At 66.8% G+C, this 12354-nt stretch carries 8 protein-coding genes and 1 tRNA gene; 5 read left to right on the top strand and 4 right to left on the bottom strand.

Annotated elements, in window-relative coordinates; translation table 11 throughout:
* Positions 1-163: 163 nt before the first annotated feature.
* Complete coding sequence (gene acs, locus ASF75_RS09390; protein ID WP_056070749.1) at positions 164-2116, top strand: acetate--CoA ligase; 1953 nt, start codon at positions 164-166, stop codon at positions 2114-2116.
* 79 nt (positions 2117-2195) lie between these two features.
* Here acs and ASF75_RS09385 read toward each other — a convergent pair whose 3' ends face one another.
* Both ASF75_RS09385 and ASF75_RS17660 read right to left on the bottom strand, forming a co-directional pair.
* Positions 2196-2657, bottom strand: coding sequence for a RidA family protein (locus ASF75_RS09385; protein WP_056070744.1), 462 nt, complete (start codon positions 2655-2657; stop codon positions 2196-2198).
* Entirely contained in the window at positions 2654-2812 is a 159-nt protein-coding gene (locus ASF75_RS17660; RefSeq protein WP_017888699.1) for a DUF4177 domain-containing protein, read from the bottom strand. Before ASF75_RS17660 ends, ASF75_RS09385 begins: the two co-directional genes overlap by 4 nt.
* A gap of 50 nt (positions 2813-2862) precedes the next feature.
* Here ASF75_RS17660 and ASF75_RS09380 point away from each other — a divergent pair, with 50 nt between their 5' ends.
* The 3 genes from ASF75_RS09380 to ASF75_RS09370 all read left to right on the top strand — a co-directional run bounded on the left by ASF75_RS09380 (position 2863) and on the right by ASF75_RS09370 (position 6544).
* Entirely contained in the window at positions 2863-5424 is a 2562-nt protein-coding gene (locus tag ASF75_RS09380) for a transglycosylase domain-containing protein (RefSeq protein ID WP_052481775.1), read from the top strand.
* The gene (locus ASF75_RS09375) at positions 5421-6377 is read left to right on the top strand and encodes a metallophosphoesterase (RefSeq protein WP_056070742.1); all 957 of its coding nucleotides are present in this window, start codon (positions 5421-5423) and stop codon (positions 6375-6377) included. Before ASF75_RS09380 ends, ASF75_RS09375 begins: the two co-directional genes overlap by 4 nt.
* A 93-nt stretch (positions 6378-6470) precedes the next feature.
* Positions 6471-6544, top strand: a tRNA-Pro gene (locus ASF75_RS09370).
* Between the two features lie 263 nt (positions 6545-6807).
* On the opposite strand, the gene ASF75_RS09365 is transcribed toward ASF75_RS09370, so the two are convergent.
* Positions 6808-7257, bottom strand: a complete 450-nt coding sequence (locus tag ASF75_RS09365) for a hypothetical protein (protein WP_152427353.1) — start codon at positions 7255-7257, stop codon at positions 6808-6810.
* Positions 7258-7434: 177 nt separating this feature from the next.
* Positions 7435-7974, bottom strand: coding sequence for a hypothetical protein (locus ASF75_RS09360; RefSeq protein ID WP_156463834.1), 540 nt, complete (start codon positions 7972-7974; stop codon positions 7435-7437).
* Positions 7975-8397: 423 nt separating this feature from the next.
* Here ASF75_RS09360 and ASF75_RS09355 point away from each other — a divergent pair, with 423 nt between their 5' ends.
* Positions 8398-12345 carry an SGNH/GDSL hydrolase family protein gene (locus ASF75_RS09355; protein ID WP_156463833.1) on the top strand — a complete coding sequence of 1316 codons (3948 nt, stop codon included), beginning with the start codon at positions 8398-8400 and terminating at the stop codon, positions 12343-12345.
* The last annotated feature ends 9 nt before the right edge of the window (positions 12346-12354 follow it).

Genomic DNA, 12354 nt, shown 5'->3' with positions numbered 1-12354 from the left:
GTCCAGCGAGAACTACTGTACCCCACGATCACCCCTCCGGGGCAACCCCGGACACGACCTCCGGGCGTGCCGCTCCCCGACCCGGCCGAGGGGTAGTCTCCGGATGCACGCAGGCACCGGCGACGGATGCCACCAGAGGCCGCAACGACGCGAAAGGACATCGATGTCCACTCCGACCCAGACCGACCCCCGAGGCGACGACGGAGCGACCTTCGCACCGCCGCCCGAGTTCGTGGCCGATGCGGTCGCCGGCGAGGACCTCCACCACGCAGCAGCGGCCGACCGCGAGGCGTTCTGGGCCGAGCAGTCCCGCTCCCTGCTCGACTGGCGCACCCCGTTCACGCAGACCCTGGACTGGTCCGGCGCCCCGTTCGCGAAGTGGTTCGCCGACGGCACGCTCAACGTCGCCGAGAACTGCCTCGACCGACACGTCCGCGCGGGCAACGGCGACCGGGTCGCGATCCACTTCGAGGGCGCTCCGGGCGACACGCGCCGGATCACCTACGCCGAGCTGACCGCCGAGGTGCAGCGCGCCGCGAACATGCTCACCGACCTCGGTGTCGGCAAGGGCGACCGCGTGGTCGCCTACCTGCCGCTCATCCCCGAGGCCGTCGTGACGATGCTCGCCGTCGCCCGCATCGGCGCCGTGCACTCGGTCGTCTTCGGTGGGTTCAGCGCCGAGAGCCTCCGTGCCCGGATCGAGGACGCCGGCGCGAAGCTCGTCGTCACCGCCGACGGTGGCTGGCGGCGCGGCGCCGTCTCACCGCTCAAGCCCGCAGTCGACGAGGCGCTGACCGGCGAGGGCACCGACACGGTCGAGCACGTCCTGGTCGTCAAGCGCGGCGGCAACGACATCGCGTGGAACGACCGCGACGTGTGGTGGCACGACGAGCTGGCGAAGGCGGCACCGACCCACGAGGCGCAGGCGTTCCCCGCCGAGACGCCGCTGTTCATCCTGTACACCTCGGGCACGACCGGGAAGCCGAAGGGCATCGTGCACACCTCCGGCGGCTACCTGACCCAGGCGGCGTACACGCACAAGAACGTCTTCGACATGCACCCGGAGAAGGACGTGTACTGGTGCACCGCCGACATCGGCTGGATCACCGGTCACTCCTACGTCGTCTACGGCCCGCTCACCAACGGCGTCACCCAGGTGCTCTACGAAGGCACGCCGGACGAGCCGAAGCCCGGCCGCTGGTGGGACCTGGTCGACGCGTACGGCGTCACCGTCCTGTACACCGCGCCCACCGCGGTCCGTGCGGCGATGAAGGCCGGCCGGCAGATCCCGGAGGCCCGCAGCCTCGAGACCCTCCGCCTGCTCGGCAGCGTCGGCGAGCCGATCAACCCCGAGGCGTGGCAGTGGTACCGGCAGGTCATCGGCCACGACCGCACGCCGATCGTCGACACGTGGTGGCAGACCGAGACCGGCGCGATCATGATCTCCGCCCTGCCCGGCGTCACGAAGCTCAAGCCCGGTGCCGCGCAGACGCCACTGCCCGGCATCGTCGCCGAGATCGTCGACGACGACGGCAACCGCGCCGAACCGGGCGAGAGTGGCTACCTCACCATCACCGAGCCGTGGCCGTCGATGGCGCGCGGGATCTGGAACGACCCGGACCGCTTCGTCGAGACCTACTGGTCCCGGTTCCCCGGCCGCTACTTCGCCGGAGACGGTGCGCGGCTCGACGGCGAGGGCGACATCTGGGTGCAGGGTCGCGTCGACGACGTCATGAACGTCTCGGGACACCGCCTGTCCACCGCTGAGATCGAGTCCGCCCTGGTCGGCCACGAGGGCGTCGCCGAGGCCGCCGTGGTCGGCGCCGCCGACGAGACCACCGGGCAGGCCGTCGTCGCCTTCGTCATCCTGACCGCCGAGGCCGCCGCCGACGTCGACCGCGAGACCGTCGCCGCAGAGCTCCGCAACTGGGTCGGCAAGCGGATCGGCGCGATCGCGAAGCCGCGCCAGGTCGTCATCGTGCCGGAGCTGCCGAAGACACGTTCCGGCAAGATCATGCGGCGGCTGCTCCGCGACGCGGCCGAGGGCCGTCGCATCGGCGACACGACGACGCTGGCCGACCCGGCGATCATGGCGACCATCGCGGAACTCATGTAGTCCGTGTCACGCAGGTGGGGCCTCCAGTCCATGTCGGACGGGAGGCCCCACCTGCGTTCGCTTCACTGCTGACGGTCCGTCAGGACGTCAGTTCCACCACCAGCTCGACCTCGACCGGCGCATCCAGCGGGAGCACCGCGACGCCCACCGCGCTCCGCGCGTGGACGCCGGCGTCGCCGAAGACCTCGCCGACCAGGGTCGACGCGCCGTTGGCGACGCCGGGCTGACCGGTGAACGACGGGTCCGACGCGACGAAGACGGTGACCTTGACGACACGGGCCACGCGGTCGAGCGAACCGGCGACCGACTGCACGGCGGCCAGGGCGTTCAGCGCGGCCACGCGAGCCTGGGCGGCAGCGGTCTCCGCGTCGACGTCGGCACCGACCTTGCCGGTCACGGGCAGGGTGCCGTCGACGAAGGGCAGCTGGCCCGCCGTGTAGACGTACTGGCCCGTCACGACGGCGGGCACGTAGGCGGCGACGGGCGCGGCGACCGCAGGGATCGTCAGGCCGAGTTCGGCGAGTCGGTCCGAGACGCTCATGCGTCGGCCTTGGGGCGCTTCAGGTAGGCGACGAGGCCACCCTCGGGTCCGGTGACGATCTGGACCAGCTCCCAACCCTCGTCCCCGTAGTTGTTGAGGATCGCGGTGGTGTTGTGGATCATCAGCGGCGTGGTGAAGTACTCCCAGCGAGTCATGCGGTTCCTTGCCAGCCTTTCAGTCGGGGGTGTCGTTTAGGCTGCATCCTATGTCTGCCCAGAAGACGTCTGCATCGCGGACCAAGCCCGTCTCAGCAGTCGGCGCCTTCATCGGATTCGTCGGGTTCAGTGCCCTCGCCGGCCTGCTCGTCACGATCGGGGTCACCCCGGCCATCGCCGTCGCCGGTGTCACCACGACGTCCACGATCGGTGTGTTCGAGTCCCTGCCGGAGTACATCGAGATCGGTGACCTGCCGCAGCGCAACGAGCTGTACGCGTACTCGGGCGGCAAGTCCGTGCACTTCGCGACCCTGTACGACCAGAACCGCCAAGAGCTGAAGTTCGACCAGATCAGCGACCAGCTGAAGAACGCGGCGATCGACGGCGAGGACAAGCGCTTCTACGACCACGGCGGCGTCGACATGACGTCGCTCATCCGCGCCGGTGTGGGCAGCATCGCGGGCGGCCTCGGCGACTCGGGCGGTGGGTCGACGCTGACCATGCAGCTCGTCCGCAACATCAAGATGAACGAAGCCCTGAACCTCCCCACCAAGAAGGAGCAGGAGAAGGCCTACAACGAGGCCGTCGAGCAGACCATCCCCCGCAAGCTCGAGGAGATGAAGCTCGCGATCGGGCTGGCGAAGAAGTACTCCAAGAAGGAGATCCTCACCGCCTACCTGAACATCGCCTACTTCGGCGACCAGACGTACGGCGTCCAGGCCGCGGCGCAGCACTACTACAACAAGAGCGCCACCGACCTGACCCCGGCCGAGGCCGCGTCGCTCATCGCGATCGTGCAGTACCCCGAGGCGCGCAACCTGTCGAACCCGAAGAAGTACGACGCCAACGTCGCCAGACGCAACGTCGTGCTCCGATCGATGTACGCCCAGAAGAACCTCACCGAGGCCGAGTACCGCAAGGCCCGCCTGTCGAAGCCGGCGGACTACGTGCACCTGACGCAGCCCTCGCAGGGGTGCCGGTCCTCGGTCGGCGACGGCTCGCAGTTCTTCTGCGACTACGCCAAGAAGGTCGTGCTCGAGATGTCGCAGCTCGGCTCCTCGCAGAAGGCCCGCGACACCGCGTGGCGCAACGGCGGCTACAAGATCCAGACGACGCTGAACATCGATCTGAACGCCGAGCAGAAGCGCCTGCTGAACACCTACGACAACAAGGCCGAGACGAACCTGGCCCTGGGGTCGACGCTCAACTCGATCGAGGCCGGATCGGGGCGCATCATCACGATGGCGCAGAACAAGGACTTCGACGAGTCGCTGAAGTCCGCACCCACGTCGACCAGCATCAACTACAGCGTCGACTACAAGTACGGCAGCTCGGGCGGCTTCCAGACGGGCTCAACGTACAAGCTGTTCACCCTGCTCGACTGGGTCAAGGCCGGACACGGCTTGAACGAAACCGTGAGCGGCGCGGAACGGACCATTTCCCCTTGGACCATTTGTGGGGAAACCGTTGGAACCCCCTTCCCGGTGTCGAACGACGCTCCGGGCGAGGGCGGCAACTGGAGCGTGATGGGAGCCACTGCTGGCTCGATCAACGGTGCGTTCGCCTCGATGGCCCAGAAGCTCGACCTCTGCGACATCCGTGACATCGCGCAGTCGCTCGGTGTCCACCGGGCGGACGGCGGAGAGCTCCAGTACCAGAACCCTTCCGCGATCCTCGGCACGAACGAGATCGCTCCGATGACCATGGCAGCTGCCTACGCCGCCGTCGCGAACAACGGCATCTACTGCAAGCCGATCGCCATCGACGAGATCACCTCCCCGTCCGGCAAGAAGCTGGGCGGTCAGACCAAGGACTGCCAGCAGGCCGTCGATCCGGCCTTCGCCCAGGCGGCCATCTACGCGATGAAGGGCACGATCAGGAGCGGAACGGCAGTGGGCGCGCAGACGCCCGACGGAACCCAGCTGTTCGGCAAGACGGGTACCACCGACGAGGCTGACCAGATCTGGCTCGTCGGTGCGAGCTCGCGAGTCGCCACCGCCTACTGGCAGGGCAACACCGACGGTAAGAAGAACAACCTCCGTCACTACAGCAACGGTGTCGGCGGTACGTACGCCGGAGACCGCGCCAAGGTGTGGCGCGAGGCCATGACCCCGATCAACGCGATCTACCCCGCTGGCCCGTTCACGGACCCACAGCAGACCGCGATCCGCGGCAACGCCAAGGCACTGCCGAACCTGCAGGGCAAGACGGCGGACGAGGCCCGCGCTGCGATCTCGGGCGCCGGGTTCACCTACGTCGACGGCGGAGCACGCCCCGGCCCGGGGAACCCCGGTTCCGTGACCTCCACCTCCCCGGCGGCGGGTGCGCTCCTGTCCTCGGGCTCGAGCGTCACGGTCTACACGTCGGACGGCACCCAGGCGACCGTTCCGGAGATCGGCGGCAACTCCCTCGGGGATGCCCGCTCGGCCCTGAACGACGCCGGCTTCACCAACGTCAGCATCACCGATGACTACGCCAAGGGCGGCGGCGGCAAGACCTGCAAGGTCGCCGCGGTCGACCCGGCGATCAGCTCCACGGCGAACAAGGACGACCAGGTGCGGATCAAGCTCTACGGCGACAAGGACGGCAAGGCGCCCAAGGACTGCAAGTGACCCTCAGCCGCGCCGCACTCGGCGTCCTCGCTGCAGGCGCGGCCGTCGGGGCTGCTTCGGCAGCGTGGGGCTCGCTCGTCGAGCGTCGTCGCTTCGGGATCCGGTGGGAGACCGTTCCGGTGCTCCCGCCGGGTTCCCGTGACGTCACCGTCCTGCACCTCTCCGACATCCACATGGCCCCGTGGCAGGCCGACAAGCAGCAGTGGCTGCGCGACCTGAGCCTGGTCGAACCGGACTTCATCGTGAACACCGGGGACAACCTCGGGCACGCGACGGCGAACGCCGCTGTGGAGTACGCGCTCGAGCCGTTCCGCGGGGTGCCCGGTGTCTTCGCCTACGGGTCGAACGACTTCTTCGGGCCCTCCCCGCGCAACCCGCTCAAGTACTTCTCCGGGCCGAGCCGGATGCACAAGGCTGCGGAGCCCGTCGGTCTCGACATCGACCGGCAGACGGCGTTCTTCGAGTCGCTCGGCTGGCTCGACCTGAACGACCAGGCGCACGCGATCGAACTCCGGGGCTCCCGGTTCGAACTGTTCGGCACCTCGGACGCACACCGCGACTGGGACCGCCTCGACCTGCTCCCCACCAACGTCGACGAGATGCGCAGCGACGTGCCGTGGTCCGAGGACGAGGACGGCCCCGCTCCCGTCGCAATCGGTGTCACGCACGCCCCATACCGTCGCGTGCTCGACGCCTTCGTGACCCAGGGTGCCGACATCATCTTCGCCGGGCACACCCACGGCGGCCAGGTCGCGGTCCCCGGGGTCGGCGCGCTCGTCACGAACAGCGACCTCCCCCGCCGGTACGCCAGCGGGCTGCACAAGTGGGAGCACCGCAACCACTGGTCGTGGCTCGAGGTCTCGGCAGGCCTCGGCACCTCGATCTACGCGCCCGTCCGGTTCGCCTGCCGACCCGAGGCCGTTGTGGTCACCCTCACCGCGCGGGCTTCCTGAACCGACGCGCCCGGGAGTTCGCCGGATGGTCGTGAGCACCCTGGATCATCGGATACTATTGACTGGTTGCTCCGGTACGGGGTGACCACACCGCGGGGTGTGGCGCAGCTTGGTAGCGCGCCTCGTTCGGGACGAGGAGGTCGCAGGTTCAAATCCTGTCACCCCGACACTGTGTTGAGACAGTGGACAGCGAAGGCCCCGATCCATCAGGATCGGGGCCTTCGCTTGCATGGCTGAAGTTCGAGACCCATAGGGCATCGAGGGGCACCGACTGGTTGCCCAGGAGACTCCACTCGACGGATCCGTTGCGATCAGTCGGAGAACCACTTCTCGCGGGCTGCAGTAGCGATGATCAGCTCCCCTGTGCTCGGTGCGTGCGGCGTTCCGCCGGCGTTGTATCGGCCGCCGTAGGAGCACCGCACGCATCAGATCAGGGGGTCCAGCGCACGTTGTAGGTGAACGAAGCCGACCAGGAATGCCCCTGCGCACAAGTCGACGAACCGCAAGCACCATTGATGCCCGCGTTGATGTAGAAGGTTCCCGCTCCCACCCAGTACTTGCCGTTGTCAGCCTTGATGGCGACGGTCTTGCCAGAGTTCGCCGTCCCACGAGCGAAAGTCGAACCGGAAGAGTTGCGGAGAGCAAGCGTCAGCGGTGCTCCGCACCCACCGGTGTTCGTCGGACGGAACGAGACCGCGTTCTGCGCGTTGCTGTTCGTCCGCGCGACGCCGTACTTCAGCGTGAAGTTGCATTCGGAGATCGGCCCACTGAGCGTGGTGGTGGTTGCCTGGGCCGGAGCCGCCGTCAGTACGAGGCCGAGCGTCCCGACGATGGCGGCGAGCGTCATCATTGCCGAACGACGGCCGAATTTCTTGAACATGTTGTCCCCTAGGTGATGGTCGAGGTAGCACTGGTGAGCGATACCTCTTGTACTAGGCGTCGGAGCAGTGGCTCCGACACCTTCCAACCGCTCGATTGGCGGATGCTCTGGCCCGCGAACAGCGGGGTGCCGTCGACGAGCACCAACGGCTCATCGTGCCGCCCAGCGGGGCGGCGATTAAGACTCCGGCGTGTAAACTAATTTCCCGCAGTCGAGTTCGTATTCGAGGGCAAATGGGGTCTTGCCCGCTTCGCGAGCTGCCGACGCCATGCGCGCGTCGTAGTCGACGAACGCTTCGTTCCCCCGCATGCCAGGCATGTCGTTCCACTCGTCCACCACCGAACGAGCTTCTTCCGGCGCGACAGTCGCCCTACTGGATCCGGGGTGCAGCGACGCGTCGATCCAGGCGCAACGCCACCACCGAGCTGCGATCTGCGCAGGAAGCATCGGCGAGTAAACCGGTTCAGGGCCGCTCGCTTCGTCGTCAAAGAAGGGCGGCGGGTCCGTCTGGAACTCCATGCCATTGGGCAGCGGCTGCCGGATCGCGGCAGTGGCAGCTGTCCATGCCCCCGCAACGTCGTGCTGAGTGATGATCGACGGCTGGGCTGATGGAGCAGCCTCGGCGGCCGAGCGTTCCTGTGAACGCACCGCACTGAACCCGACCGCGACGACCAACAGCGCTCCGAGCGCAAACATGAGTTTCGTCGATTTCTGCACGCCAACCCCCTGGCCCGGCAACGGTGCGGGAAAGGTTTCCCCGCTCAACCTTGCGTTTTCCTGGGCTCAACCTAGTGAACGGCCGAGGAAGTGCGCTGTCGGTTCTTCGCAGGACTCTCCTGTCCCCCGATCACTCGCCGCATCACGACGAGGCCTCCGGGGGGTCTGCGCCACCGAAGATTCGCGCTTCACCAGAAGCTCGCTGGCGACGCCCTTTGGTCGATGTAATGACCCCGCCGCGCTCGTCGACTGACCTCGAGCCCTTCGCAAATAGAACCGCGGTACCACCGTCCGCCGAAGAGAGGACAGACATCGCGCTTTGCGCGCCGCTAGCGTGAGCGAGCATCGGAGAATACACAGCGGATTCACACCGCTAACCTGGGGGAAATCTTGCGCTCGACTCGATCGTTATACGCCGCTGCGTTGGTCGCTGCCATCACCGTGAGTACGCTCACCTTGCAGCCCGATACGGCGCAAGCCGTCACGGATCCATCCGCGGATCTCCCGGTCCCGCGCAGCGACAGCAGCGCAGCCGCACCTTCGGCGCTACCCGAGCGATCCCGTGACTCATTTTCCGGGAAGAGCTGGAAGCGGAGCACCGACGCCGTGGTGACCTCCACCGGGGATGCCGACGGCTTCTCGGTACTGCGGGGCACGGCGAAGAGCGGGTACGCGATGCAAACATTGACCACGCTTGCAGTGCCGGGGGTTGAGACCGACCAGTGGATCGGGAACACGTGCGTCACTGAGAACGGCGAGTACGTCGGCGTGGTTTACGGGCCGCGTGAGTTCACGAACGACGACCACGCGTTTAACGAGGGTGGATGGGCCGCCATCGTCGACACCGCAGACGGCTCTGTCCAGTCGCTCGGTCGGGGCTACTCGATGGCGTACTTCAACCCTGGTTGCAGTTCGACCAGCACCGTGGCGTTCTCACGCTTCGACGGCATCCGCACGCACATCGGTGCCGCCGACGCCGCGACCGGACGGCATCTCCTCGACGTCGCAGTCGATGGTCAGGTGACCTCGCCGATCGCACAGGAAGGCGGGCGCGTGCTCGCCGCTGGCCCTCACGGCATCCTGGACATCAGCGAGGACGGCGCTCGGTCGCTGGTGAAGACGCAGGGTGTTGCGTACGACCTCTCCCTCGCCGAGGACGGTGCCCTCTCCTGGATCGACCGGAAGGGCGACGTCGCCACGGTCCGGCGGCTTCACGACGCCGTCGATCCGTCCGGACCTGCCACACCGGAAGTAGTTGCGTCCGGAACGGTCAATCGAGTCGGCGTCCGTTCCGACGCTGCGGGTCGCACGTGGGTATTGGGCGCATCGAACGACCGACGCTCGGCCACACACACTTCACTGCGTTTCGCTCCTGATGTCGCCCCGACGAGCGAACTGTCCACCGAGGGAGCGGTAGCTTCCGAGACTCCGGAGGCTCTCGAAACGAACGGCGGGGCGCAAGTAGTTGTCCCACTCACGAGCACTGCCAGCGGGGCAACCGCGGAGGTCCGCGCGACCACGACTCCTGACGGGGTCCCAGCAGTCACTCAGAGCATCGACGGCACCCGCATCGACGGTCCGCGCCGCTCCGTCGCAACTCCCGCGCGCACCGCTCGCGTCACGCCGGCGGCAGCCACCGGTCTCGCCGCGACAACTGTCGGTTCGGCGAGCAACCCAGCCGAGGCCGAGCGCACCTGTGCTGTCGCGCGGAACGACGTCCGCATGCAGGCCGCACAACCTATGCCACGGCAGGTGGAGTGGGCGGTGAACCGGGCCGTGCGCGGCGAACTCACCGAAGCACGACCGGCGAACTGGCGTAACCTCGCGATGTCCGCGTACACGCCACAGGGCATGTTTCCCCGCACCGCGTTGACGGGCGGTGGCCAGATCCCGGATCAGGTGCTGCTGGGCGTCCTCATGCAGGAGTCAAACCTGTGGCAAGCATCGAGATACACGAGCCCCGGGGAGACCGGGAACCCGCTCATCGGGAACTTCTACGGTACTGACCGCGACGCCTCGACCAGCGAGGCCTCGTTCTGGAAGGTCGCGTTCGACAATGCCGATTGCGGGTACGGCGTGGGCCAGATCACGGACGGGATGCGCGTCTCGAGCTCGTCGCCGGCGAACAACCCGGCGATGCCCGCAGCGAAGCAGCAGGCGGTCGCGGTGGACTACCAGGCGAACATCGCACGTGCGCAGCAGATGCTGGCGGCCAAGTGGAATCAGCTCCAGGCCAAGGGCATCACGATCAACAACAACGACCCCTCGAAAATCGAGAACTGGTTCGGGGCAGTGTGGATCTACAACACTGGCTACCAGGGCCCGGATGACAAGGGGTATGAGGGTCTCGGCTGGTCGAACAACCCGGGCAACCCCAACTACCCGCAGAACCGGCTACCTTTCCTGGACGGACGTCCGTCCGACGCCTCCAAGCCGCAGAACTGGCCGTACCCCGAGAAGGTCATGGGTTTCGCCGCCTTCTCCCAGGGCCTGATCGAACGACAGACGGCGCGCGGTGGCCCTGAGGAGGTCGGTGGGTTTCGGACTGCATCGTGGAACGGTGGCGATGTGGAAGGCCCGCGCAACCGCAGCAAGGTGAAGCCTCCGCTGGACACTTTCTGCAACCCGAAGGTTAACGCGTGCAACACCGGCGCCGCTCCCGGATGCACCCGGGTCGACTCGCACTGCTGGTGGGAGGCCAAGGCGGTCTGGAAGCAGGACTGCGCGACCACCTGCGGCGTCGCGTTCCACCGCTTCTCGCCGGCATCGTCCTATATGACCGAGGCAAGCGCGTCCGTCGGCAAGTCGCCGAGCTTCCCGCCGGCCTGCGCGAGGACCGCCGAGCTGCCGTCCGTGGCGAAGATCGTGGACGACCTCAGTCTCTCGGTCGAGAGTTCGACTATGTCCCAGAAGCCCGTGAACCCAGCATGCGGGAGCCCCGTCGCGTCGCAAGGATCATTCCGGTTCGACTTCGGTCGTGCCTCCGACGGGTCATACCCATCGAAGATCGACACGCATCAGCTCGGCGGCGGCTTCAACGGGCATTTCTTCTTCACGCATACGAGGGCCGACGCCGCTGGTTACCCGTCCCGAGTCAGCGGGACATGGAACCTCGGCGAATCGATGGCTGGGAAGTGGGGACGCGTTTACGTCCATACTCCGGACCATGCCGCCTGGACGCAGCAAGCCGTCTACCAGGTGGACCGCGGGGACGGGAAGCCGGTGAGTCGTGCGCTCCCCCAACGGACCTACGCCAACACGTGGCGGTCCATCGGTGTCTTCCAGTTCAGTGGCACGCCGAAGGTCACACTGACAAATCTGACCGCTGACGGAGAAGACTACCTCGACGACATCGCCTGGGATGCGGTCGCGTTCGAGCCACTCAGCGCCAAGCCGAAGGACATCATCGTCAGCATGGGCGACTCGTTTTCCTCGGGTGAGGGCGCGCGGGGCACGAAGAACGGCAACCCCTACTACGCGGAGACAGACAACTTCGGCACCGAGGAGCGTTCCAGGAACGCCTGCCACCGCTCGGATGCGTCGTGGTCGCGCAAGGCAGCCGTCTCAACGTCGACGATGTCCATTGGTGCCCGGGCTGACGCGAATGACCCCACACTCGACTACCATTTCATCGCCTGCAGCGGCGCTGTCGCAGCCGATGTCAGCGCTAATGCGGCCGGAGAGCGAGGCACGAAGACCAGGGAACTCCCGCAGATCGAACAGGGCTACCTGGACGAGAACACGACCCTCGTCACGATCACGATCGGTGGGAACGACATCGGGTTTTCCGACGTGGTCCGACAGTGCGTCGTCGCGGGCAAGCTTCAGACCCCATGCCGCGAGCTCCCACAGCTATCGAACGGCAAGAGCTTGGAGAACAAGACCAAGGACCTCACGGACGCGTCCGAAGACAAGGTCCTTGAGGTACTTTCCTCGATCCAGCAAGCCGCGCCCAATGCGAAGATCGCAATCCTCGGGTACCCGCCGATGTTCTCGAACGGCGTTTCCTGCGTGAGCATCAAGGCCGTCGACCAAGAGTGGCTCGATGCCGCGGCCGAACACCTCAACGCGACGGTGAAAGCCGCCGCAGCACGGGCTAACCGAGCGGGACATGCCGTCTACTTCGGCGACCCCAAGACCACCTTCTCCGGCCGGAACATCTGTTCGAGCAGCCCTGCGATCAACGGCCTCGTAGAGTACGACGCGAAGAATGGGGGTACCCCTTGGAACGGGGACAAGCCCTTGGTCGACTTCCCTTGGCCCGGTGACAACGTGCAGTGGGGCGTGTCGCAGCAGAGCTTCCACCCAAATACCGTCGGCACAGGGCTGTACGCCACCGTCCTGCAGGACACACTCAGGGGACGCTATTGACAACTCAAT

The sequence above is a fragment of the Curtobacterium sp. Leaf154 genome, assembly GCF_001424595.1.
Lineage (GTDB): Bacteria > Actinomycetota > Actinomycetes > Actinomycetales > Microbacteriaceae > Curtobacterium > Curtobacterium poinsettiae.
Note: the sequence above shows the minus strand (reverse complement) of the source record. Positions and strands in the feature narration are given on the sequence as shown.

What these genes read in the sequence shown, in the direction of transcription:
- ASF75_RS17660 (WP_017888699.1), bottom strand. Translation starts at nt 2,812, where the DNA reads ATGACTCGCTGGGAGTACTTCACCACGCCGCTGATGATCCACAACACC.
- ASF75_RS09365 (WP_152427353.1), bottom strand. Translation starts at nt 7,257, where the DNA reads ATGTTCAAGAAATTCGGCCGTCGTTCGGCAATGATGACGCTCGCCGCC.
- ASF75_RS09385 (WP_056070744.1), bottom strand. Translation starts at nt 2,657, where the DNA reads ATGAGCGTCTCGGACCGACTCGCCGAACTCGGCCTGACGATCCCTGCG.
- acs (WP_056070749.1), top strand. Translation starts at nt 164, where the DNA reads ATGTCCACTCCGACCCAGACCGACCCCCGAGGCGACGACGGAGCGACC.
- ASF75_RS09380 (WP_052481775.1), top strand. Translation starts at nt 2,863, where the DNA reads ATGTCTGCCCAGAAGACGTCTGCATCGCGGACCAAGCCCGTCTCAGCA.